Genomic DNA, 23,639 nt, shown 5'->3' on the forward strand with positions numbered 1-23,639 from the left:
CTGGAGCCCCAGCCTAGGGCCCACTGCGCCGTGACTGTTGCCGATCCGGCCACAGTCACGGCGGAAAACGTTGCGACGTGCAGGCGGTGCTTGATTGGGTGTCCGCCTCCTTTCGGCCGGACCGGCAACTAGGCTTGCCCGGTGCAGGAAGAGTCCGATCTCGTCACCGGTGAGGCCGTGGTCCTCGACCTCCGGGTGGCCAAGCTGGCCAGCCGCGGTGTCGCGATGCTGCTCGACGTGCTGGTGCAGGGCGCGCTCCTGCTGATCGTCGTGGTCACCGTCGCCGCGACCTCGGCCGATCTCGACCCGGCGCTCACGATCGCGCTGCTGCTGTCGGTGTTCGTGCTGATCGTGATCGGCTACCCGGTGCTGTTCGAGACGCTCACCCGCGGCAAGTCGCTCGGCAAGATGGCGCTCGGCCTGCGCGTGGTCCGGCTCGACGGCGGCCCCATCCGCTTCCGCCACGCCCTCACTCGCGCCCTCGCCGGCTTCTTCGTCGACTTCTGGGCTCTCGGGTTCCTGGGCGCGGTGGCCGTGATCGTGTCGCTGAGCTCGTCGAACGGCCGCCGCGTCGGCGACTACCTCGCGGGCACGCTGGTGATCCGGGAACGCGTGCCGCAGAGCGCGCAGGCCTACGTCGCGATGCCGCCGGGTCTCGAAGGCTGGGCCGCGCAGCTCGACCTCAGCCGGCTGCCCGACGACCTGGCGCTCGCCGCGCGTCAGTACCTGAACCGTTTCCACGAGCTGCGACCCGACGCCGCCCACGCGCTCGGTCAAGGGCTCGCCGATCAGACGGCCCACGCCGTGGGGGTGGCGGTGCCGTCCGGGATGCCGGCGTGGGTGTTCCTCTCGGCGGTGCTGGCGGAACGGCGCAACCGCGACCAGGCGCGGCTGGCGCAGCAGGTGTACGCGGGGCCGCCGCCGGCTTACGCGGGGTCGCAGCAGCAGGCTCATCAGCCGCAGCCGTTCCCGCAACAGCCGCCGGCTCAGCCGTTCCAGCCGGTCACCCAGCCGACCCGGCAGCAGTTCCAGCCGACGGCCCAGCAGATCCAGCCGGTCACCCAGCCGCCCCTGCCGCAGCAGTACCCGCCGCCGACGGCCCAGCAGCCCCAGCCGACGGCCCCGCGGCCCGCGCCGCAGGAGCCGGAGAACCCCTTCACCCCGCCGAGCTGACCGGTGCTCCTCGAACTCGCCACGGCCCTCGCCGGGCTCACCGCCGACGTCACCGCCACGGCCCACCCCGACGGCTCCGTCACGGTCGCCGAGCAGGTCACCACCGCCACGCCCGCCACCCACCGCATCGCCCTGCGCGTGCCCATCGCCGACGACGAAGACCGCGTCTACACCGTCCGCGACGCCCGCCTCACCGGCTCCGGCCACCTCGACGAGGATTCCGACGGCCTCACCGCGACCTACACCGGCCCGGCCACCCTTTCGTACACAGTGGACGGTTCCGTCGCCGACGGCGGGCAGCTGCGCTGGCAGGTCACCGGCGGCTGGGACGCCGACCTCACCCGCCTCACCACGGAGTTCACCGCCCCCGGAATCTCCACAGTGGACTGCTTCGCCGGCGTCATCGGCTCGGCCCGCCACTGCACGTTCTCGGAGCTCGGAGCCGGCGGCATCGCCCGCGTCGAGCAGGACGGCCTGCGCCCCGGCGAGCGCGTGGACCTCGCGGTCGGCATCCCGCCCGGCGCGCTGCCCGTGAACGCCCGGTTCGTCGCCGTCTCCCCGGTCGCGGACTTCTTCAAGGGCCCGGGGATTCCCCTGCTCGCCCTGGTCCTGTTGCTGATCGCCGCCGTGCCGACGTGGCTGCACCGCCGCCGCGGCAAGAACCGCTTCGAGGTGCTCGACCGTGGTTAGCCTCCGCAGCTTCGCCGTCGTCCTGGCGATCCCGGCCCTGGTCCTCGCCGCGGGCCCGGCCCAAGCCCAGGACCTGCCCGCGCTCCCGCAAAGCGCCGAGGTCACGCTCAAACTCCAGCGCGACGGCACGCTGTCGGTGACCGAGGCCGTCTCGGTCCCCGCCGGCACCACGATGACGCGCACCCTCCCGCTGCGCAGCTCCGCCGACGCCGGTCACGACCGCGTGCTCACCGTGCGCGACCTCAGCATCGAGGGCTCGGGCAGCGCGCAGACCTCGGACGACCAGATCGTCGTCGACCTGCGCGGCGGGACCTCGGTGGTCCGCTACACCGTCGTCGGCGCTGTGGGCACCGTAGGCCGCAGGTTCGGTATCGAGCACCTGACGTGGGACCTCGCCGGCGGCTGGGACACCCGCCTGGAGCTGATGCGCGCGACCTTCGCCGCCCCGAACCTGCCCGACGCCGTGACCTGCCTCGCGGGCCCGCCCGGCTCCGCCACCCCGTGCGGCGCCGCGCAGCTCGACCACTCCGGGCTCACCCGGGTGTCGGTGTCGAAGCTCGCGCCGGGCGACCGCGTGGAGCTCACCGCGGAGCTGCCCGCCGGCACCGTGCCCGCGACCGAACAGCTCGTGCCCGCGAAGTCCGTCGCCGGCGCCTTCCTCGTCACCACCCCGATCCTGGCCGCGTGGCTCGCCTTCGCGGCGCTCGTCCTGGCGGGCCTCGTCACGCTGCTGGTCCTGCGCCGCCGTGACCGGGCCGCCGCGCTCCCGGTCCGCCTCGAAGCCGACGGCCAGTTCTCCTCACCGCAGGGAGTGCTGCCCGGCCACCTCGGGTTCCTGCTCACGGGCCGCACCGACGCCCTCGACGTCGCCGCCACCGTGCTCGACCTCTGCGTCCGCAACTACCTGTGGGTCGGCGGAGCCGGCGAAGAAAGCTGGACCCTGCACCGCCGCAACCCGCCGGACGAGTACCTCACCGCCTTCGAACGGACGGTCTACGAAACCGCCGTCCCCGGCGATTCGGCGCCGCTGTCGAGAATCACGCCGGACATCGAGGACGAACTGCGCACGGCCGTCGTCCGCCGCGGCTGGCTCTCGCGCCGGCCCGCCCTGCTCACCAAGATCGCCGTCCGTCTCTGCTGCTACGGCGCCTTCCTCACCGCCCTGCTGGCCTTCACCGCCGGCTACGCGCAGCTCGGCCTGGTCGTCGTCGCCACCGGCGCCGCCCTCGGCCTCTTCGCCGCGTGGCTGCCCCCGCGCACGCGGGACGGCAGCCTCCTCCGTGACCAGCTCCTGGGCCTGCGCGCCGAACTGGCCGACCCGGCCGAAGTCACCGAACTCATCTTCTCCCGTGCCCTCCCGTACGCCCTCGCGCTCGGCGAAACCAGCCGTTGGCTCGGGACGCTCGCGGAACCGGTTTGTTCGCTTCAGGCGTACTGGTTCGGCGGCCCCGCCACACCCGCCCGGACCAGCGCTTTCCTGGCCGCCCTCGGCGCCGCGACCACAAGCGCGCGCCCGGCGCTGGGAGCGGTGCCACCAGCCGAGCCGAGGGTCGGGTCCTCTGCGTAGGGTGGGGGCATGGCCGATCCCGAGCTCGTCCGTTTCACGATTGACAACGGTCTGCGCGTGGTGCTCGCCCCGGACCCGACCGCGCCTGTTGTCGGGGTCAGCGTGCACTACGACGTGGGCTTCCGTTCCGAGCCGGAGGGGTTGACGGGTTTCGCGCACCTCTTCGAGCACTTGATGTTCCAGGGCAGTGAAAGCCTGGAGAAGCTGGCCCACTTCCGCCACGTGCAGTCGAGCGGCGGGACCTTCAACGGGTCCACCCATCCCGACTACACCGACTACTACGAGGTGCTGCCCTCGGCGGCCCTCGAGCGCGCGCTGTTCCTCGAAGCCGACCGCATGCGCGCACCGAAGCTGACCGCGGAGAACCTGGCGAACCAGATCGAGGTCGTCAAGGAGGAGATCCGCCTCAACGTGCGCAACCGCCCGTACGGCGGGTTCCCCTGGATCCTGCTGCCGCCGGTGCTGTACTCGACCTTCGCCAACGCCCACGACGGCTACGGCGCGTTCGAGGACCTCGAAGGCGCGACGCTCGACGACTGCGCCGCCTTCTTCGACACCTACTACTCGCCGGCCAACGCGGTGCTCACCGTCGCCGGCGATTTCGAGGTCGACAACGCCAAGGAGCTCATCCAGAAGCACTTCGGCGACGTGCCGCACCGGCCCGCGCCGGTCCGCCCGTCCTTCGCCGAGCCGCTGCCCACCACCGAGCTGCACGGCGAGCACGAGGACGCGCACGCACCGCTGCCCGCGATCGCCGTGGGCTACCGCATGCCCGACCCGATCAACGACCTCGACGGTTACCTCGCGTACCTCGTGCTGGCCGGTGTCCTCACCGACGGTGACGGCTCCCGCCTGCAGCAGCGCCTGGTGCACCGCGAGCCGCTGGTGGTCGACATCGGCGCCGGCGCCGGGCTGTTCGGCCCGTTCGAGGCGCGTGACCCGGACACGTTCACGATCACCGCGATCCACCCGCCGGACGTGGAGCGCGAGCGCGTGCTGGCCGCCCTCGACGAGGTGCTGGACGAGCTCGCGACGACGCCGCCCGACGAGCAGGAGCTCAAGAAGGTGACCGCGCGCTGGGCCGCGAGCCTGCACTCGGAGCACGACCGGCTGGTGTCGCGCACGCTGGCGCTGGGCGCGTTCGAGCTGCTCTACGGCGACGCGTCGCTGGTGCACCGGCTGGCGGACCGCATGTCGGCGGTCACCGGCGAAGCCGTGTCGGCCGCGGCGAAGGCGCTGCGCCCCGACGCGCGCGCCGTGCTCGTCGTGAAGCCCGCCGCCAACACCGAAGGGATCGAAGAGCAGTGACTTCGGCTACGCATCGCAGCGCGCAGGAGATCGGCCGCACGTCGACCGGTCCGCGCCCGCTGCCACCGCTCGGTGAGCAGCGCGCCGCCACCGACCTGTCCCACGTGGACACCACGCTGAGCAACGGCCTGCGCGTGCTGGCCGTGCGCAAGGCTTCGGTGCCGCTGGTGGAGGTCCGGCTGTGGATCCCGTTCGCGGGGGAGGACGCGCTGCACCCGGCCACCGCGGAGGTGCTGGCCGAGACGCTGCTCACCGGCACCGCGAAGCGCGACCGGGTGGAGATCGACGCCGAGCTGGCGCTGATCGGCGGCGACCTCGGCGCGGGCGTGGACCCGGAACGCTTGTACCTCAACGGTTCCGCGCTCTCCGACGGCTTGCCGACGTTGCTCGACGTGCTCGGCGACGTGCTGACCGGCGCCACCTACGGCGAGGCCGAGGTGACCCGGGAACGCGAGCGGCTGATCGAACGCATCGCGGTGTCGCGCACGCAGCCGCGCACGATCGCGCGGGAGGCGTTGCAGAAGCAGCGCTATGGCGACCACCCCGTCACGCGGGAGGTCCCGCAGGCCGACGATGTGGCTGTCGTGACGCCGGAGCAGGTGCGGGCGCTGCACGCGGCTTCGGTGCTGCCGCGCGGTTCCGTTCTGGTGATCGTGGGCGACATCGACCCCGACACCGTGCCGGCCGAGCTCGAACGCGCGCTCGGCGGCTGGGCCTCCGACCGCTCGGCTCTCGTGCTCCCGCCGCTGCCGGAGCTGACCGGCGGCGACGTGCTGCTGGTGCCGCGCGCCGGCGCCGTGCAGTCGCAGATCCGGCTTTCGGCGCAGACGGTGGCCCGCACGCACCCGTCGTACCCGGCGCTGCAGCTGGCGAACCTGGCCTTCGGCGGCTACTTCTCCTCGCGCCTGGTCGAGAACATCCGTGAGGACAAGGGTTACACCTACGGCGCCCACTCCGGGTTCGAGTTCACCGGAGAGAACGCGGTGGTGAACGTCGACGCCGACACGGCCAACGAGGTCACCGCCGCGGCGCTGCTCGAGACGCGCTACGAGCTGGCGCGCCTCGGGCTCGTGCCGCCGACGGCCGATGAGGTGGAGTCGGTGCGCCAGTACGCGATCGGCTCGCTGCTCACCTCCACGTCGTCGCAGTCGGGCCTCGCCGGGCAGCTGATGGCGCTGGCGACCACGGGTCTCGGCGTCGAATGGCTGCAGGAGCACCCGGCGCGGCTCGCGGCCGTGACGGGGGAGCAGGTGGCCGAGGCGGCGCTGGAATACTTCGCGCCCAAGCGGTTCACCGGCGTGGTGGTCGGCGACGCGGAGCTGCTCGCGCCGAAGCTGACCGCGCTGGGCGACGTGACGGTGGGTTCGGAGACGGCCGACTGATGACCGCACCGTTCGCCCTGGAGTCGCTGCCGACCCTGTCCCGGTCCACTGTGGACCGTCAGGAGACGTTGCGCACCAACCCGGAACGCCTGATCTCCAAGTGGTCCGAAGCCCGCGTGGTGCTGCTCGACGACACCGGCCGCACGCCGGTGGTCGAGGGCAGCTCCTCGCTGGCTGCCCGCAAGGCCATCGACTTCGGCACGGAACCCCCGGCCGACGCGGTGTTCCTCGGCGAGTGGGAGGACACCGACTACTGGTCGCTGCCCGGCCGCCCCGAGGGTGACGCGGACACCGTGAAGATGTCCGGCAGCTGGGGCGTGGTCGAAGAGGTCCCGCGCGTCGACGGTGAGATCTGGGTCGAGCTGCGCGGCTACGGTGACCAGCTGGACGACACGTCGGCCGGCCTGTTCACCACCGCGCAGGCCCTGCGCCACTGGCGGCGCCAGTCCCGCTTCTGCACCCGCGACGGCTCGCCCACGAACCTGATCCAGTTCGGCTGGGCCAGCAAGTGTGAGGCCAAGGGCCACGAGGAGTACCCGCGCACCGACCCGGCCGTGATCTGCCTCGTGCACGACCAGGACGGCGTCAACGGCTCCCACGTGCTGCTCGCGCGCCAGCCGGTGTGGCCGGCAGGCCGCTACTCCGTTCTCGCCGGCTTCGTCGAAGCCGGCGAGTCGCTGGAGGGCTGCGTGTCACGGGAGATCCGCGAGGAGGTGGGTGTCGAGGTGTCGGACATCCGCTACCTGGGCAGCCAGCCCTGGCCCTTCCCGCGCTCGATCATGCTGGGCTTCACCGCGCGCGCCGACCGCACGGCCCCGCTGGTCCCCGCCGAGGGCGAGATCGAGGAAGCCCTCTGGGTCTCGCGCGACGAGGTCCGCGCCGCCTTCCGCAACAGCGGCACCGCCACTCCGACGCCCATCGCGGGCGGCGCTTCGGAGATCATCCTGCCGGGCAACTCGTCGATCGCCCGCGTGATGCTGAAAGCGTGGGCTGACGCGGAGCAGTGAGCTTCGGCTTGTTCGTGACAGGGCCCTTCCCGGCTGAGCCGGGGAGGGCCTTCGTCGTTTCGCGAGCCGGTTGTTGTTCAGGGCTGGATTGCCGCCCGCTGCGCGAACCCGGCGAGCGGACCCGTCGTGCGTGGTTCGGCGGCCACGAGCGCGCACAGTCTCGACGACCGACGGTTGGTGGTGTTGGGCGTAACCCTGACCTCCGGCCTCCGCGTTCTGGCCCCCGACCAGGCGAGGCGGCCGCTTCCACCTGCCTTCGCGCGTTCCTCCTGCCGAGGAATGCCCTCCGCGGCTTGGTGACAGTGCCCTTCCGGCTTGAGCAGGGGAGGGCCTTCGTCGTTTCGCCGTAGGGTGTTTCGCGGTGCCGCTGGTTTCCGGGGACGGACGGCGCCCGGCGAGCCTCCGCCGACCGCGTTCCCGCGGTGCCAGCATGGAGCTCATGGACACCGTCGCCGTCCCGCGGAGCGTCGTCAGTGCGCTGAGGCAAGCCAGCGTGACCGGAACAGCCACCGTGCTGATCGACCGATTCCGCACCACCGCCCGGGACGGGGTCGCGCGCCCGCCGGCCGCGTTCGGTGAGGTCCTGGCGTGGCTGTGGCAGACCGACGCCGATGCCGCCGTGATCCACATCGCCGAGCTGATGAAGCAGCTGCGCGAACACCATCCGCTCGCCCACGTCGTGACGCCGCCCGTCGGGTTCGCGGAGCTCCTCGACGGCGTGCGCGAGTGCTTGCCTGCCGAATTTGCCCACGCCGACCTGCTGATTTCCTACACCCGCACCTCGCTGGGCGACTTCTACGGCGGTTGATGGCCGCCCGGCTTCGCACGGCACCCGAGGCCGACCACTCTCGCACACGCTGAGCACCCGCTCAGTCGCCCACCGCCGCGCCCGAAACCTCCCCGAACCGCCACTCCGACGCCCACCGCGGGCGGCGCTTCGGAGATCATCCTGCCGGGCAACTCGTCGATCGCCCGCGTGATGTCGAAGGCATGGGCTGACGCGGAGGAGTGAGCTTCGGCTTGTTCGTGAGAGGGCCCTTCCCGGCTTGAGCCGGGGAGGCCTTTGTCGTTGTCGCGTCGAGCGCTCGCCGGCACCTGTCCACACGGAACCCGTCGTGCGCGGGGTTGTCCACAGATTTCGCTTCGGCCGTTTTTCGAGGTCAGGGGCCGATAAGAACACCGCAAAAGCAGCGGGCTCGCGCGGCCTCTCGCCGGATACTCCCGGTCGCACACGTTGAGCACTCGCTCAGTCACCCACCGCCGCGCCCGAAACCTCCTCGACTCGAAGTGTTACCCGCTCGTTCCGGATGACCATTGACGCGATGTGGCCCCGCTCACTACAGTCGCCCGAAACCGTCTGTAAAGTATCCTAATTAAGGGGCCACAGTGCGCGCCGGAAGCCCGAGGATGTTGCGCGAGATCAACGATCGCGCGGCGATCGAGGCGTTGCTGCGCGGCGGGCCGCTCACGAGGGCCGAGCTCGAGGTCGTGATCGGGCTGTCCAAGCCGGCCACGGCGCAGCTGCTCACGCGCCTGGAGCACGACAACCTGGTGGGCAAAGCCGGCGAACGCGCGGGCGGCGGGCGCGGACCGCGGGCCCAGCTGTGGGCGGTGAACGGCAGCCTCGCCCACGTCGCAGCCGTGGACCTCACGCCGCACGTCGCCGATTTCGTGATCGCCGACATCGCGGGAACCGTGCGAGCCGAGTACCAGGTCGAGCTGCCCGTGCACGAAGGCGCCGACGTGATCGGCACCTTCGGCAAGGCGCTCAAGCACGTCACCAAGAAGGCCGGCAAGAACCTCGACGACCTGGCCAACGTCGTGATCGGCGCGCAGGGCGCGTTCGACCCGCGCACCGGCCTGCTCTCGTCCGCGCCCCACATCCCCGGCTGGCTCGGGTTCGACGTCCCGGCGAGGCTCAGCGAGGAGCTCGGCCTGGCCGTGACCATCGAGAACGACGTGAACCTGGTGGCCGTCGAGGAGATGACGGTCGGGAAAGCCCAGGACGTCGACGACTTCGTGATGGTCTGGCTCTCCGAAGGCGTCGGTGGCGCTGTGGTCATCGGCCGCCGGCTGCTGCGCGGCGCGACCGGCGGTGGCGGCGAGATCGACTGGATGCGCGTGCCCGATCCGGCCACTGTGGACACCGGTGACCGCTGGCCCGAGGCCGGCGCGCGCTTCGGCAACCTCGTGGATTCGCCCGCCATCGCAAGGCTCGCGAACGCCCACGGCCTGGCCGCGAAAACCGGCCCCGAGGCCGTGACAATGGCGAAAACCGAGAAAAACCAGCCCTTCCTCGACGACCTGGCCCGCCGCGTCGCCGGTGGCCTCGCGAGCCTCGTGGCCGTGGCCGACCCGCAGCTCATCCTGCTCTCGGGCGACACGAGCCGGGCCGGCGGCGAGGAGTTCGCCCAGCTGGTCGCACAAAAGCTTCACGAACTCGTCCTGCCCCGCACTCCCGTCGCGCTCGCTTCGGTGCAGGGCAACGCCGTGCGCGCGGGCGCGTTGCAGTCCGCGCTCGCCACCGCCCGTGAAGACGTCTTCGGCGTCGTCACCCCCACGCTCCGCGGGCCGAGCCGACCCGCAGAGGACCCAGCGGGAGCGCCGCGGACGGCACTCCCGAGCTCAGCCCCGTCCCCGACCGAGTAACCACCATGAGGAGGAGGGTCATGGCCCCCACGACCCGCATCCGGAGGATCGCGCGAAGGCGTGGTTCTCTGCTGCTGTCCGCCGCGGCCGCCGCCACGCTGCTGGCGACCGCCGCGTGCGGCGCGGCCGCGCCGAGCGGCTCGGGCGACGCCGCCGCGCCGCCGAACAAGGACGACAAGCTCACCCTCACCGTCTACAGCAAGTTCACCGACCGTGAGTACGGCGTCGTCACGGCCGCATTGAACAAGCTGAAGGCCAAGTACCCCAACATCACCATCAACCACGAGGGCAACCAGGACGACGACAAGCTCACGCAGTCGATCCGCGGCGGCAACCCGCCCGACGTGGCCATCTCCTTCTACACCGACAACCTCGGCGCATGGTGCTCCACCGGCAGCTTCCAGGACCTCAAGCCGTACCTGGACCGCGACAAGATCGACGTGAACCAGATCCCGCAGGCGGTGCGCGACTACACGTCGTACCAGGGCAAGCGCTGCGCCATGCCGATGCTCGCCGACGTCTACGGCTTGTACTACAACAAGGACATGTTCGCGGCGCACGGCATCTCCTCGCCGCCGAAGACCACGACCGAGCTGTTCGAGGACGCGAAGAAGCTCACCGAGTTCAACGCGGACGGCTCGATCAAGACGATGGGCTTCATCCCGTCGATGCCGTTCTACGCCAACCAGGCACAGTACTGGGCCCCGAACTTCGGTGCGCAGTTCATCGGCCCGGACGGCAAGTCGTCGATCTCGTCCAGCCCCGGCTGGAAGGCGATGTTCGAGTTCCAGAAGAAGCTCATCGACTTCTACGGTGGCCACGACAAGGTCGAGAAGTTCAAGGCCGGCCTCGGCGACGAGTACTCCGCCGACAACGGCTTCCAGAAGGGCAAGCTGGCGATGATGTACGACGGTGAGTTCCGCACCGCGTTCATCAAGGACCAGACGCCGACGCTGAACTACGCCACCGCGCCCGCGCCGGTGCTCGACAGCATGGCCGACCACTACGGCGCCGGCTTCGCCACCGGCACGATCATCGCGATCCCCAAGGGCGCCAAGAACCCCGGCGCCGCGTGGGAGCTGATCAAGCAGGTCACGCTCGACACCGACACGCTCGTGGACATGGCCAACGGCCTCAAGAACGTGCCCAGCACCACGGCTTCGCTGTCCTCGCCGAAGCTCGACGCGCCGCCGCAGTTCAAGACGTTCCTCGACATCTACGGCAGCGGCAAGCTGGTCGCCAACCCCTCCACGCCGATCGGTGACGCCTTCCTCAAGGCGGTCAACGACTTCGCCGAGAAGTGGCAGGCCGGTTCCGTGCCCGACCTCGACGCCGGACTCAAGCAGGTCGACGCCCAGGTCAACGACGAGCTGGCGCAGAAGGGCGCCGGCGGATGACCTCGGTCCTCCCCACCGAGGCGACGATCCCGCCCGCACCCGCGAAGGTGCGGGCGGGGTCCCGCCGAGCCAAGCGCCGTCGCACGGTGTTCTACTTCATGGCGCCGGCGACGCTGGGGTTCCTGATCTTCTTCGGGTACCCGCTCATCGCCACGGTGTACTACTCGTTCACCCGCTACGACCTCATCAACCCTCCACAGTGGATCGGGTTCGACAACTACGTGCGGATGTTCACCAGCGAGCCGCTGGTGAAAACCGCCGCGTACAACACGTTGTGGCTCGTGATCGTCCTGACGATCTGCCGCGTGCTGTTCTCGCTCGGCGTCGCGTCGGTGATCTCGCGGCTGAAGTCCGGCGTCGGCCTGGTGCGCACGCTGTGCTACCTGCCCACGCTCGCACCACCGGCCGCGGCGACACTCGCGTTCGTCTTCGTGTTCAACCCGCAGTTCGGCCCGGTCAATCGGTTCCTGCACCTCGTGGGCATCGACGGCGGGCTGTGGTTCAACAGCCCGGTGATGTCGAAGCCGTCACTCACGCTGCTGGCGCTGTGGGGTTCGGGCGAGCTGATGATCATCATCCTGGCCGCCCTGCTCGACGTGCCGGCCGAGCAGTACGAGGCGGCCGAGCTCGACGGCGCCGGTGCGGTCCGCAAGTTCTGGCACGTCACGCTGCCCACGATCTCGCCGGTCCTGCTCTTCGGCGTGGTCAACTCGATGATCTACGCGCTGCAGTTCTTCACCCAAGCCATCGTGGCCGCGTCCGCTTCGGCGGGCACAGCCGACGTGGCCGGCAACTCGAAGCTGATCGGTGCGCCGGAGAACTCCACTTTGACGTATCCGATCTGGCTGTACGTCCAGGGTTTCCGCTACTTCAACATGGGCTACGCGGCGGCGATGGCCGTGCTGCTGTTCATCGTGTCCGCCGGCTTCACGTGGGTGCTGGTGCGGCAGTTGCGCAAGAGCCAGCACCAGGAGGAGGGGGCATGAACCTATACTCGCGCCAGCCTGTTCGTGACCCCGACCGGGCGCGGGTGTCCCGCAGGAACGGAGTGGGGGCATGACGACGATTTCGGCACCTGCGAAACCCGCGGCTCCCGTCCCGCCGCGCGTGCAGTTCCGGCGCCAGTGGGACAAGCGGCTGGGCTTCATCGCGACCCACGCCATCGGCATCGCGCTCGGCGTGATCTTCGTGCTGCCGTTGCTGTTCGTGTTCCTCACCGCGGTGATGAAGAGCGACCAGGCGATGACGTCGAGCCTGTGGCCCACGGAATGGCACTTCGAGAACTTCGTCGAGGTGTTCAAGAAGGCGCCGCTGCTGGAGTACTTCGGCAACAGCCTGCTGTACTCGGCGCTCGCGACGGTCGGCGCGCTCGTGTCGGCCATCCCGGCGGCGTACGGGCTGGCGAAGCTCAGGTGGCGTGGCCAGAACCTGTTTTTCATGCTCACGGTGGCCGCGATGATGCTGCCTCCGCAGGTCACGGTCGTGCCGCTGTACGACCTGTGGGTGCGGATGGGTCTCACGGGCACTCTCGTTCCGCTGATCGTGCCGTACTTCTTCTTCGACGCGTTCTCGATCTTCCTGCTGCGCCAGTTTTTCCTTACCATCCCCAAGGATTACCTGGAAGCGGCGAAGATCGACGGCTGCAACGAGTTTCGCGCGATGACCCGGGTGCTGCTGCCCATGGCCAAGCCCGGGATCGCGGCCACCGCGATGTTCTGTTTCCTGTTCACCTGGAACGACTACTTCGGACCGCTGCTCTACACCGGCGAGAACCAGGACAACTGGCCGCTTTCGCTGGCCATCGCCTCGTTCCGCGGCATGCACCACGTGGAGTGGAACCTCACGATGGCCGCGACCGCGCTGATCATGGCGCCGGTGATCGTGCTGTTCGTGTTCGCGCAGAAGTCGTTCGTCAAGGGCATCACGTTCACGGGAGTCAAGGGATGAAGCTGGCAGTCGTCGGTGGCGGGTCCACCTACACGCCGGAGCTGGTCGACGGAATCGCGGGCCGAAGGTCTACTTTGGATGTCGACGAGATCGTGCTGATCGACCCGGACGCCTACCGCGTGGAGACCGTCGGCGGGTTCAGCCAGCGGCTGCTCGACCACGCCGGGCACCCGGCGCGGGTCCGCACCACGGCGAACCTGGAGGAAGGCGTCGAGGGCGCTTCGGCCGTGCTCATCCAGCTGCGGGTGGGCGGGCAGAAGGCGCGGGCGTCGGACGAGACGTTCCCGCACGCGTGCGGCTGCGTCGGCCAGGAGACGACCGGCGCGGGCGGTCTGGCGAAGGCCCTGCGCACGGTGCCGGTGGTGCTCGACATCGCCGAGCGCGTGCGCAAGGTCGCGGGTGACGACACGTGGATCGTGAACTTCACGAACCCCGTCGGCATCGTCACGCGGGCGCTGCTGCAGGAAGGTCACCGCGCGGTCGGGCTGTGCAACGTCGCGATCAACCTGCAGCGGAAGTTCGCCAAGCTGCTCGGCGCGTCGACCGACGACGTGCGCCTCGTCCACACGGGACTCAACCACCTGAGCTGGGAACGCGGCGTGCTCGTCGACGGCGTCGACCGGCTGCCGGAGCTGCTCGACCGGCACGCGGAGTTCCTGGGCGAGGAGGTGTCCGCGCCCGTCGAGTGGATGCGGCGGATGAACGCCGTGCCGTCGTACTACCTGAAGTACTACTACTCGCACGACGCGCAGGTGGCCAAGCAGCTCACCGAGCGTCCGCGCGCCGAGGTGGTGAGCGACGTCGAGGAAGAGCTGCTGAAGATCTACCTCGACCCGGAGCAGGTCACCAAGCCGGATTCGCTGGAGAAGCGTGGCGGCGCGTACTACTCGGAGGCCGCCGTGCAGCTCGTGCACGCGCTGACGGCGGGCGGCCCGGCGGAGGAGCACGTGGTGAACGTGCGCAACGACGGCACATTCTCCTTCCTGCCTGACGACGCGGTGATCGAAGTGTCGTCCACTGTGGATTCCTCCGGCGCTCGGGCGATTTCCCAGCAGACGGTGGAGCCGCGCTTCGCCGGCCTCATCGCCGCGGTCACGGCCTATGAGCACCTCGCACTCGAAGCCGCGGTGAAGGGCGGCCGCGACCGCGTGGCCGACGCGCTGCTGGCCCACCCTCTGGTCGGCCAGTACACCAAGGCCGACCAGCTGGCCGACTCCCTCGTGTCGATCAACCGCGATTTCCTGCCGTGGGCGCGCGGATGAGCGAAGCCGGGCCCGCGGTCGTCGCGATCGACGGGGGGAACAGCAAGACCGAGGTGCTCGTGGTGTCGCGCGAGGGCGGCGTGCTCGCCGAATCGCGTGGCCCCGGCGCCTCGCCGCAGAACGTCGGCGTCGACGGCTGCGTCGCGGCGCTGGAGACCCTGGTGCTGTCGGCCTTGACGTCGGCGGGTCTGCCGACGACGCGACCGTTCGGCGTGCACACGTCGGCCTACCTCGCGGGGCTGGATTTCCCGCGTGAGGAAGAGGCGCTGCACGCCGCGTTGTTCGCGCGCGGCTGGAGCTCCACCCTGCACGTGGGCAACGACGTGCTGGCGCTGCTGCGCGCGGGCAGCTCCGACGGCACGGGTGTGGCGGTGGTGTGCGGCGCCGGGATCAACGGCGCCGGCGTCGGCCCGGATGGGCGCGTGCACCGCTTTCCCGCGCTGGGCAAGGTCTCCGGCGACTGGGGCGGCGGTTACCGCCTCGGTGAGGAAGCCCTGTGGTGGGCCGTGCGCGCCGAAGACGGCCGCGGGCCGTCCACGGCGTTGCAGGCGGCGGTTTCGGGCTTCTTCGGTGTTTCGAGGGTGTTCGACGTGGTGCAGGGTCTGCACTTCAAGGAGATCGACTCCGCGCGCATCCACGGCCTGTGCCCGCTGCTGTTCGACGTCGCCGCCGCCGGCGACGAGGTCGCGCAGCAGGTCGTGACGCGGTTCGTGGAGGAGGTCAGCGTGTTCGCCGCCGTGATCCTGCGGCGGCTGGACCTCACCACGGAAGCGCCCGAGGTGGTGCTCGGCGGGGGAGTGCTGACGGGCGTCGGCCCGTCGGTGATCTCCGAGATCGAGCGACGCTGCCTGAAGGTGGCTCCGCGGGCGGTGGTGCGCGTGGTCGACGTGAACCCGGTCGTCGGCGCGGCTCTGTTCGGCCTCGACGAGCTGGGTGCCTCGGCGGAGGCCAAGGCGGCTCTCAAGGCAGCCACGCAACGCACCCCGATGTGGCGTTCGGTGCGTTGAGCGCACCGGACGCCACATCGGGGCGGTGTGGGCCGGAACCTCAGCCCACGATGTTCTTCCCGGTCTCCAGCACGGACTTGAGGTCGGACAGCACCCACGCCCAGCCGCCACCCGCGTTCTCACCCGGACCGGCGTCGACGTTCTCCATCGCCCCCGACACGAGCGCCGCGTGCCCGGGCGCGCCCGTGACGTCGTGGGTCACGGTCAGTCTGGTCCCGGCGGTCTTGGTTTCCTCGATGTCGTAGGTGAGCGTGGTGTAGGGCTCGGCGACGAGGCTCGGGTCCATCAGCAGCTTCCACGTGATCACGAGCTTGCGGGGCGGATCGGACTCGAGCACCTCGCCGTCCAGCAGGTCAGACGTGAATCCCGCGTCGATGAACTCCTGCGTCGGCTTGGTGCGGTGCTTGCCGCCCGTCTTGAGGTCGAACTCGGCCAGCCCGGAGTACCCGTACTTCTGCGTCCACTCCGGCTTGGTGATCGCGTCCCAGATCGCCTGCGGCGTCGCCTTGATGTACACGCGGTTGACCTGCACGGTCTTGGTCTCGGTCATTTCGGTGGCTCCCTCTCCAGATCGCTCTTGAGCTCCATCAGCGCCGATACGTGGCGCTCGGTGTACTTGTCGATCCACCGGTCGTGGATCTCCCGGATCGGCACGGGGTTGAGAAAGTGCAGCTTCTCCCGCCCCTCCTTGCGCGTGACGACGAGCCCGGCCTCCTCGAGCAGCTTGAGGTGCTTCATCACCCCGAACCGCGTCATGTCCACTTCGGACTCGAGCTCGGTGAGCGTGCGGCCGTCACGCTCGAACAGCCGGTCCAGCAGGCCCCGGCGGGTCGGATCCGCCAGCGCCTTGAACACCAGGTCGTCGTCAGGCACCCGACGAGAATAGGTGACCAAAAGGTCACATGTCAACCCGTGCTCGTCTCAGGATGTGGTGTTTGTGCTGATCAGCGAGTTCGGCTGCTCGCCGGCGACCGGCCCGTCACCCGCTTGAACGCCGCACTGAACGCGCTCTCCGAGCCGTACCCCCACCGTGAGGCCACGGAAGCGACGGTCCGGCCCTCGGCAAGCTCCCGGGTGGCGCCGGAGATCCGCCGGTGCAGCAGGTAGTCCATCGGGGACGAGCCCACCAGCGCCTTGAACCGCGTCGCGAACACGGTGCGCGACAGGTTCGCCTCGGCTGCCAGCCGGGCCACCGTCCAGCCGAACGCGGGGCGCCGGTGCATCGCGGCCAGCGCGGCGCCGATGGCGGGATCGCGGAAACCCGCCGGCCGCGCGTCGGCACCGAGGAGGCTGCGCAGCACGTGCAGGGAGAGGATCTGCGTGAGGTGCTCCCGCATCACACCGCCGCCCGGCCGGGCGGCGGTTTCCAACGCGAGCAGCTGCAGTGTCGAGCTCAGCGCCGTGTCCGGATCGGTGATGCGGATCGAGGAACCGAGGTCCTCCAGCAGCACCGCCGCCGCGGGGTCGGCGAAGTCCAGGGCGGCGCCGAGCAGGGTGACGTCGGAGGAGGAACCGGCCTGTCCGTCGGTGCCGGTGAATACGCTGCGGGCCTCGACCGGTGCGACGTCCGGAGTGCTGGCCGTGACGTATGCGGCGTCGCGACCCACGAGGTAGCAGGAACCCGCCGGCAAGAAGACCGGTGAGCCGTCCTCGGGCAGCACCCAGCACGAGCCCGCCGTCACGGTGATCACCTTGGGGTGCGAGCCGCCGAACCGCACCGCCCACTCGCCGCCCGCCGTCAGCCGGGCCGGGAAAGCCGGGCGGACGTCGGCCATCGACAGGACGTCGGCGAGGGGATCCGGACGATCCAGCACGAGCTCCGAACGCTCACTCATGGTCCGCGGCCTCCGCTCTGCCTAGCGTGGAAAGCACCGAAAGAAAGGACCCTCCGTGCAGTACCAACAACTGGGCGCCACCGGAACTTTCGTGTCCAGGATCGCACTCGGCACCATGACGTTCGGCGGCTCCGGCCGGAAGCCGTGGGACGTGATCGGCGGCCTGGACCTGAAGGCGGCCGACGAACTGGTCGGCATCGCCCTGGACCAGGGCGTGAACCTCATCGACACGGCCGACATGTACGCCGGCGGCGAGACCGAGGAGCTGCTGGGCAAGATCCTCAAGGGCCGCCGCCGCGACGTGGTGCTCGCCACCAAGGCCTACTCGCGCATGGGCGCCGGCGCCAACGAGGTGGGGCTCTCCCGCGTGCACCTGCGTCACGCGATCGAGGACAGCCTCCGCCGCCTCGGCGCCGACCACATCGACCTCTACCAGATCCACGCCCACGACCACCTGACGCCGCTCGACGAGACCCTCTCCGCCCTCGACGACGCCGTCCGCCAGGGCAAGATCAGCTACGTCGGCACGTCCAACACCTTCGCCTGGCAGCTCGCCAAGGCCCTCGGCGTCGCCGACCTGCGCGGCTACCCCCGGTTCGTGTCGCTGCAGGCGTACTACTCGCTCGTCGGCCGCGACCTCGAGCGTGAGCTGCTTCCGCTGGTCAACGAAGAGAAACTCGGCCTGCTCGTCTACAGCCCGCTCGCCGGTGGCTTCCTGTCGGGCAAGTTCACCCGCGACAGCCAGGACGCCTCCGGCCGCCGTGCCCAGGCCGACAACCCGCCGATCGACCGCGAGCGCGGCTACGACATCGTCGACGCGCTGCGCGAGGTCGCCGGCCGCCACGACGTCGGCGTCGCCCGCGTCGCGCTGGCCTGGGTGCTCGCACAGCGCGGCGTGACCAGCGTGATCGTCGGCGCCAAGCGGCCCGGCCAGCTGCACGAGAACCTCGCCGCCGTCGACCTCGAGCTCACCGCACAGGACCTCGCCGAGCTGGACGCCGTCAGCGCGCTGACGCCCGAGTACCCGGCCTGGGCCCTCGCCGGCGCCTACCCGTCGCGAACGCCCTAGCTCACCTAGAGCAACGCACCCAGCGGCAGGATCAACGCGATCGACACCACCGAGATCACCGTCTCCATCACCGACCACGTCTTCAGGGTCTGCCCGACGGACATGCCGAAGTATTCCTTCACCAGCCAGAACCCGGCGTCGTTCACGTGCGAGAAGAACAGCGAACCGGCGCCGATGGCCAGCACCAGGAGTGCGTTGTGGGTCGGGTCGAGGGTGGCGGCCAGCGGCGCGACGATGCCGGCGGCGGACACCGTGGCGACGGTCGCGGAGCCCGTCGCCAGGCGGATCGCCACGGCGACCAGCCAGCCGAGCAGCAGGGGCGACAGGTGGGCGCCGGTGGAGAGGTTGGTGATCACGTCGCCGACGCCCGCGTCCACCAGCGTCTGCTTGAAACCACCGCCCGCGGCGACGATGAGCAGGATGCCCGCGATCGGGGCGAGGGAGTCGCTGATGATCGACGACAGTTTCGCGCGGTGCAGGCCCGCCGGGCGGCCCAGCGTCACCATGCCGACGAGGACCGCGACCAGCAGCGCCACCAGCGGGTCGCCGACGAAGTCGAGCACGCGGCGCACGCCGTTTTCCTTGCCCAGCAGGATGTCCGAGAGCGCCTTCAGCAACATCAGCACCACGGGCAGCAGCACCGTGGTCAGCGTCGCGCCGAAGCTGGGCCGCTTGTCGACCTCGGTGCTCTCGGACTCGGGCACCAGGCGCTGCGGCGGCGTGGCGTCCGGCACCCACCGCGCGGCGACGCGGCCGAACAGCGGACCGGCGATGACCACCGTCGGGATGCCGACGAGCAGGCCGAGCGCGAGCGTGATGCCCACGTTGGCGCCGAGCGCACCCGCCGCGGCCAGCGGGCCGGGGTGCGGCGGGATCAGCCCGTGGAGGACGGACAGGCCCGCGAGTGCCGGAATCCCCAGCAGCAGCACGGGTTTCCCGCTGCGCTTGGCGACGAGCAGCACCACCGGGATCAGCATCACGAGACCGATCTCGAAGAACATCGGCAGCCCGATCAACGCGGCCACCAGCGCCATCGCCCACGGCAGCCCGGCGCCGTGCACGCGTCCGAGGATCGTGTCCACGATCCGGTCCGCGCCACCGGAATCGGCCAGCAGCTTGCCGAGCATCGCGCCGAACGCGATCAGCAACCCGACCGAAGCGACCGTGCTGCCGACGCCGTTTTCGAAGCTCTTCAACAGCTTGTCCACGGGCATGCCCGCGACGATCCCGAGCACGCCGGAACCGATCGTCAACGCCAGCAGCGGGTGGAGCTTCAGCTTGCTGATCAGCACCACGATCACGGCGATGGCGAGCACCGTCGCCACGATCAGGCGGGTGTCGTGGCCGGTCCAGCCGGCGGCGAGGGGGGTCATGCACGCTCCCGGAACGCGAGAAGCGCCGCCTCGACGAGGGCGGCGGGGCTTTCGGTGATCTCGAAGACTCGGCCCGGCTCGTCCGGCCCCAGCGGTTCGAGGTCTGCGAGCTGGGAGTCGAGCAGCGAAACGGGCATGAAGTGGCCCTTGCGGGTCTGCATGCGCTCGGCGAGCACGTCGCGCTCGCCGTGGAGGTGGAGGAACCAGACGTTGCCGCCGGTTCTCAGCTCGTCGCGGTAGCGGCGTTTCAGCGCGGACGACGACACGACCCCGCCCGACTCCTGGTGCGACGCGATCCAGTGTGCGATCGCCTGCAGCCAGGGCTCGCGGTCGGCGTCCGTCAGCGCGTGGCCGGCGGTCATCTTCTCGATGTTGGCCTTCGGGTGGAAGGTGTCGGCCTCGGCGTACTCCACGCCCAGGCGCTCGGCCAGCGCTTCGCCGACCGTCGTCTTCCCCGAGCCGGACACGCCCATCACGACGATGACGGTCATCCGCACCTCCTTGTGTCCGCACGAGTCAAACCCAAAAGTACTACTTATTCAAGAAGAAGTAGTACTTAATCGAATCAGAGCGGTAAGTTGGTCGGATGGGGAGCGATCGGCACGAGGAAGTCCTCGACGTGCTGGGTGCGGCGATCGCCAATGGCGAGCTGGCGCCGGGCGCCGTGCTGCGGTCCGACGAGCTGCAGGAACGCTTCGGCGCTTCACGCACAGTGGCGCGCGAGGTCGTGCGCGTGCTGGAGACCATGGGGCTCACCACGAGCCGCCGCCGCGTCGGCGTGATCGTGAGCGACCCGGCCGGGTGGAACCACTACGACCCGCGCCTGATCCGCTGGCAGCTCGACGGTTCCGGGCGCGCGGTGGCGCTGCGGACCTTGACGGAGCTGCGCTCGGGCGTCGAGCCGTCGGCCGCGCGGTTCGCGGCGCTGCGCGCGACGCCGGAGGACCGCGGCCGGCTGCGCGCGCTGGGCCACCGGCTGGAGGAGACGGCTCGGGCGCGCGACCTGACGACGTTCCTCGGCCACGACATCGCGTTCCACGACCTGCTGCTCACCGCGTCGGGAAACCCGATGTTCGCGCAGCTGTCCACGGTGGTCGCCGAGGTGCTCGCGGGCCGCACCTCCCACGGCCTGATGCCCGAGGAGCCGCAGCCCGAGGCCGTCGCGCTGCACGTGGAAGTGGCCGTGGCCGTGGACGCCGGCGACGCCGATCGAGCCGAGCGCGCCATGCGCGGCATCGTGGACCAGGCACGGGACGAAATCGCCGCCGCGGTGTCGAGTAATCTCGGCGGGCAGTGAACAGCGGCACTGACCTCGCCGGGCCTTCGCCCCGGCGGCATCGAACCACGTTCCCGGGGGGCTACTGGTGAGCGCGGCACGCGCGATCGGCTTGATGCTCGGCCTGGCGGCCGACGGTGTCCTCGGCAACCCCCGGCAGCGCCCGCCGGTCACGGCGTTCCGCCGCCTGGCGACGCTGGGCGCCGGGCAGGGCGGGAGTTCCGCCGCTGCGCTGCGCGCCGGGAGCGGTGTTGCCGTTGGGGCGCTTGGGGAATCCGCCGGCACGCAGGAAGCCGGCGCCGAGGCTGCCGGTGCGCCCGCCGCCACCGGGTCCGCCCGCGCCGCCGCCGCCGGCCTCGGCCTGGCGGGCGCCGCGGTCGTGGTGGGCCTGGTCGCCGAACGCGCCGCTCGCGACCGGCCCGTGGTGCAGGCCGTGACCACGGCCGTCACGACCTGGGCGGTCGTCGGCGCCGCCGGCCTCGCCACGCAGGGCACGGAGCTCGCGCGCGACCTCGAAGAGGGCCGCCTCGAACCCGCGCGCGGCACACTGTCCGAACTGGACCCACGCGTCGCCGACGGCCTCGGCATGATCGCGCTTTCCCGTGCCGCCGTGGAAACTCTGGCCGAGAACACGTCCGAAGTGGTCGTCGCGCCGCTGCTGTGGGGAGCGCTTGCCGGGGTGCCGGGGCTGCTCGCGTCGCGGACCATCAGCGTCCTCGCGCGCGGCTCGGCGGGGCACTGGCTGGTCGCCCGGCTCGACGAGCTCGTTCACCTCGTGCCGACGCGGATCGCGGCCGCCCTGACGGTGCTGGCCGCCCCCGTCGTCGGCGGCTCCGCGGGTGGCGCTTGGCGCGCTTGGCGGCGCGACACGATCGCCCACCCGAGCCCGAATGCGGGCCGTGTGGAAGCCGCGTTCGCCGGGGCGCTGGAGATCCGCGTCGGCGGGCGCACGGTGTACCCGCACGGCGTGGTGGAGCTGCCCGTGCTCGGCGTCGGCCGCAACCCGGACGCCGGTCACGTCACGCGCGCGGTGGAGCTGTCGCGGGTCGTCGGCTGGCTGGCGGGCGCGACCTCGGTCACGGTGGCCGTCCTCGTCGGCGCGCGCCGACGCCGTCGCAGGTGAGTCAGCTGCGCCGCTGAAGGTGCTCCAGCGCGGCCGCGTCCGAGGGCCCGCCTCGCGCCGCCAGCTTCCCCGAGATCCGCTCCCGGTCGGCCGGCGTCTTGTTGCCGCCGTACTTGAACTTCGCCTGCACCGACGTCACGGTCAGCTCGATCCCGCGGATCCCCGGCAGCAGCCGCCGGTCGGGGGCGTCGACCGAGGACACCGGCGTCCGGCCGCTGCCCGGCTCGAAGTGCCCGAGCTGCCGGTTGAGCACCTCCGCCTTCTCGGCCGGGTCGTCGACGATCCGGACGTCACAGGCGAGCTGCGTGGTCGCGTAGTACGACGTCGGCACGCCCACCGCCGGGTCGTCGGCGGTGTTCCAGTCCGACGGGATGTAGGTGTACTCACCGATCACCGTGAGCAGGGCCCGCGGGTGTTCCTCCAGCAGTGGCCAGACCGGGTTGGGCCGCGCGAGGTGCAGCCAGACGGTGGCTTCGCCGTCGAAGGTGAAGTGCGTCGGGACGACCACCGGGAGGTCGCGGCCGCGGCCACCGGCCACGAGCTGGCCGAAGTCGTGGCCCTTGAGCCACTGCCGCCATTCCGCGTCGTCCCCGGCGTCCCAAGGGTGGATCAGCATGGCGTCGAGTATCGCCCGGCGAAGTGGCCCCGAAACAGGGCCAGTTCCAGGCTGGACCAGGAGACCACTTGGCGGCGGGCTAGGCCGAGGGGGTGAACTCTTCCTCGTCTTCGGCCAGCATCTCCGCCACGGACTTGCGGCGCGTGCGCTCCGGCTTCTCCGTGGTCAGCGCGCCACCGGGCTTGAGCTCCCGGATCGTGAAGTACAGCCAGCCCAGGATCGCCATGCTGCCGAAAGCCAGCCACTGCAACGCGTAGGAGAAGAACGGCCCCGAGTCCAGCTGCGGCAGCGGCAGCGCGCCGAGCACGCCGGGCTGGTTCTGGTCGAGCTGGAAGTAGCCGGACCGGATCTTCAGGCCGGACGAGCGCGCCACCACCTGCGAGTCGACGGTGTAGCTCTGCAGCTTCCCCTTCGTCGACGCGTCGGAGAACGCGTCGCGGTGCTTCGGGTCCACCTCGTCGCTGCGCACGCGGGCGACCACGGTGACCTGGCCCCCGGGCGCGGCGGCGTAGGGGAGCACGCCGGACTGGTCGTCGAGCCGCACGTAACCGCGGTCGATGAGATAGATGGTCCCGTCGGCCGCGCGCAACGGCGTGAGCACCTCGAACGCGGCCTCGCCCTGCACGGTCCGCAACCGCGCGACGACCTCCGCCGACGGCAGGTACGTGCCCGTGATCGACACGAGGTGCCATTCCGTCTGCCGGCCCGGTGTCGTGCCGGCCGGCAGCAGCTGGGCGACGGGCGCCGGCTGGGCCGTGAACGACGCGGTGAGCGCGTTGTTCTGGGCTTCCTGCTCGGCGTCGCGCCGGAACTGCCAAGGCGCGAGAAGGGTGTAGCAGCAGACGGCGAAGGTGAACACCACCACCGTCAATGCCAGCCAGCCGGGCCGGAGCAGAAACCGCAACCGCACCCCTCCACGGTAGGCCGTCGCCCGCACCGGGTGCGCGGCGACCTCTCC

The 23,639-nt window shown here is 70.7% G+C and carries 23 protein-coding genes; 16 read left to right on the plus strand and 7 right to left on the minus strand.

What is annotated here, in order from left to right; all coding sequences use genetic code 11:
- Positions 1-141 precede the first annotated feature (141 nt).
- The 13 genes from AB0K15_RS33045 (at position 142) to AB0K15_RS33105 (ending at position 15,389) form a co-directional block, all read left to right on the plus strand.
- Positions 142-1,173, plus strand: a complete 1,032-nt coding sequence (locus tag AB0K15_RS33045) for an RDD family protein (protein WP_364059371.1) — start codon at positions 142-144, stop codon at positions 1,171-1,173.
- A 3-nt stretch (positions 1,174-1,176) separates the two neighbouring features.
- Positions 1,177-1,863: a DUF2207 domain-containing protein gene (locus AB0K15_RS33050; RefSeq protein ID WP_364059374.1), complete on the plus strand. Its 687-nt coding sequence runs from the start codon at positions 1,177-1,179 to the stop codon at positions 1,861-1,863.
- Positions 1,856-3,430, plus strand: a complete 1,575-nt coding sequence (locus tag AB0K15_RS33055; RefSeq protein WP_364059377.1) for a DUF2207 domain-containing protein — start codon at positions 1,856-1,858, stop codon at positions 3,428-3,430. Before AB0K15_RS33050 ends, AB0K15_RS33055 begins: the two co-directional genes overlap by 8 nt.
- Before the next feature lie 9 nt (positions 3,431-3,439).
- On the plus strand, positions 3,440-4,738 hold the full coding sequence (locus tag AB0K15_RS33060) for a pitrilysin family protein (RefSeq protein ID WP_364059380.1): 1,299 nt from the start codon (positions 3,440-3,442) through the stop codon (positions 4,736-4,738).
- Positions 4,735-6,120 carry a pitrilysin family protein gene (locus tag AB0K15_RS33065; RefSeq protein WP_364059383.1) on the plus strand — a complete coding sequence of 462 codons (1,386 nt, stop codon included), beginning with the start codon at positions 4,735-4,737 and terminating at the stop codon, positions 6,118-6,120. The genes AB0K15_RS33060 and AB0K15_RS33065 overlap by 4 nt, the downstream gene beginning before the upstream one ends.
- Positions 6,120-7,127 carry an NAD(+) diphosphatase gene (gene nudC, locus AB0K15_RS33070; protein WP_364059386.1) on the plus strand — a complete coding sequence of 336 codons (1,008 nt, stop codon included), beginning with the start codon at positions 6,120-6,122 and terminating at the stop codon, positions 7,125-7,127. Before AB0K15_RS33065 ends, nudC begins: the two co-directional genes overlap by 1 nt.
- A gap of 430 nt (positions 7,128-7,557) precedes the next feature.
- Positions 7,558-7,935, plus strand: coding sequence for a hypothetical protein (locus AB0K15_RS33075; protein WP_364059389.1), 378 nt, complete (start codon positions 7,558-7,560; stop codon positions 7,933-7,935).
- Positions 7,936-8,534: 599 nt separating this feature from the next.
- Positions 8,535-9,776 (plus strand): ROK family transcriptional regulator, encoded by a 1,242-nt coding sequence (locus AB0K15_RS33080; protein ID WP_364059575.1) that lies wholly within the window; start codon positions 8,535-8,537, stop codon positions 9,774-9,776.
- Between the two features lie 20 nt (positions 9,777-9,796).
- Positions 9,797-11,173: an extracellular solute-binding protein gene (locus AB0K15_RS33085; RefSeq protein ID WP_364059392.1), complete on the plus strand. Its 1,377-nt coding sequence runs from the start codon at positions 9,797-9,799 to the stop codon at positions 11,171-11,173.
- On the plus strand, positions 11,170-12,159 hold the full coding sequence (locus AB0K15_RS33090; protein WP_364059395.1) for a sugar ABC transporter permease: 990 nt from the start codon (positions 11,170-11,172) through the stop codon (positions 12,157-12,159). The genes AB0K15_RS33085 and AB0K15_RS33090 overlap by 4 nt, the downstream gene beginning before the upstream one ends.
- A gap of 70 nt (positions 12,160-12,229) precedes the next feature.
- Positions 12,230-13,120: a carbohydrate ABC transporter permease gene (locus AB0K15_RS33095; protein ID WP_364059398.1), complete on the plus strand. Its 891-nt coding sequence runs from the start codon at positions 12,230-12,232 to the stop codon at positions 13,118-13,120.
- Positions 13,117-14,382 carry a 6-phospho-beta-glucosidase gene (locus AB0K15_RS33100; protein WP_364059401.1) on the plus strand — a complete coding sequence of 422 codons (1,266 nt, stop codon included), beginning with the start codon at positions 13,117-13,119 and terminating at the stop codon, positions 14,380-14,382. The genes AB0K15_RS33095 and AB0K15_RS33100 overlap by 4 nt, the downstream gene beginning before the upstream one ends.
- Positions 14,379-15,389, plus strand: a complete 1,011-nt coding sequence (locus AB0K15_RS33105; protein WP_364059404.1) for a BadF/BadG/BcrA/BcrD ATPase family protein — start codon at positions 14,379-14,381, stop codon at positions 15,387-15,389. The genes AB0K15_RS33100 and AB0K15_RS33105 overlap by 4 nt, the downstream gene beginning before the upstream one ends.
- A 40-nt stretch (positions 15,390-15,429) precedes the next feature.
- Here AB0K15_RS33105 and AB0K15_RS33110 read toward each other — a convergent pair whose 3' ends face one another.
- The 3 genes from AB0K15_RS33110 to AB0K15_RS33120 form a co-directional block, all read right to left on the minus strand.
- Complete coding sequence (locus AB0K15_RS33110) at positions 15,430-15,939, minus strand: SRPBCC domain-containing protein (protein ID WP_354871544.1); 510 nt, start codon at positions 15,937-15,939, stop codon at positions 15,430-15,432.
- Positions 15,936-16,262, minus strand: coding sequence for a metalloregulator ArsR/SmtB family transcription factor (locus tag AB0K15_RS33115; RefSeq protein ID WP_354871546.1), 327 nt, complete (start codon positions 16,260-16,262; stop codon positions 15,936-15,938). The genes AB0K15_RS33110 and AB0K15_RS33115 overlap by 4 nt, the downstream gene beginning before the upstream one ends.
- Positions 16,263-16,333: 71 nt before the next feature.
- A complete protein-coding gene (locus AB0K15_RS33120) occupies positions 16,334-17,224 on the minus strand; it encodes an AraC family transcriptional regulator (protein WP_364059408.1) in 891 nt (296 codons plus the stop codon).
- 91 nt (positions 17,225-17,315) lie between these two features.
- Here AB0K15_RS33120 and AB0K15_RS33125 point away from each other — a divergent pair, with 91 nt between their 5' ends.
- The gene (locus tag AB0K15_RS33125) at positions 17,316-18,293 is read left to right on the plus strand and encodes an aldo/keto reductase (protein WP_364059411.1); all 978 of its coding nucleotides are present in this window, start codon (positions 17,316-17,318) and stop codon (positions 18,291-18,293) included.
- 5 nt (positions 18,294-18,298) lie between these two features.
- On the opposite strand, the gene AB0K15_RS33130 is transcribed toward AB0K15_RS33125, so the two are convergent.
- Entirely contained in the window at positions 18,299-19,666 is a 1,368-nt protein-coding gene (locus tag AB0K15_RS33130) for a gluconate:H+ symporter (RefSeq protein ID WP_364059414.1), read from the minus strand.
- Complete coding sequence (locus AB0K15_RS33135; protein WP_364059417.1) at positions 19,663-20,157, minus strand: gluconokinase; 495 nt, start codon at positions 20,155-20,157, stop codon at positions 19,663-19,665. Before AB0K15_RS33135 ends, AB0K15_RS33130 begins: the two co-directional genes overlap by 4 nt.
- A 95-nt stretch (positions 20,158-20,252) precedes the next feature.
- On the opposite strand from AB0K15_RS33135, the gene AB0K15_RS33140 reads away from it, so the two are divergent.
- Together AB0K15_RS33140 and AB0K15_RS33145 are read left to right on the plus strand one after the other, a co-directional pair.
- Complete coding sequence (locus AB0K15_RS33140) at positions 20,253-20,963, plus strand: FCD domain-containing protein (protein ID WP_364059420.1); 711 nt, start codon at positions 20,253-20,255, stop codon at positions 20,961-20,963.
- A 94-nt stretch (positions 20,964-21,057) separates the two neighbouring features.
- A complete protein-coding gene (locus AB0K15_RS33145) occupies positions 21,058-22,065 on the plus strand; it encodes a cobalamin biosynthesis protein (protein WP_364059578.1) in 1,008 nt (335 codons plus the stop codon).
- 1 nt (position 22,066) lies between these two features.
- Here AB0K15_RS33145 and AB0K15_RS33150 read toward each other — a convergent pair whose 3' ends face one another.
- Positions 22,067-22,681: an FMN-binding negative transcriptional regulator gene (locus AB0K15_RS33150; RefSeq protein WP_364059423.1), complete on the minus strand. Its 615-nt coding sequence runs from the start codon at positions 22,679-22,681 to the stop codon at positions 22,067-22,069.
- 79 nt (positions 22,682-22,760) lie between these two features.
- Positions 22,761-23,591 carry an SURF1 family cytochrome oxidase biogenesis protein gene (locus tag AB0K15_RS33155; RefSeq protein ID WP_364059426.1) on the minus strand — a complete coding sequence of 277 codons (831 nt, stop codon included), beginning with the start codon at positions 23,589-23,591 and terminating at the stop codon, positions 22,761-22,763.
- Positions 23,592-23,639 lie beyond the last annotated feature (48 nt).

This window comes from Amycolatopsis sp. NPDC049253 (genome assembly GCF_040678995.1).
GTDB lineage: Bacteria > Actinomycetota > Actinomycetes > Mycobacteriales > Pseudonocardiaceae > Amycolatopsis.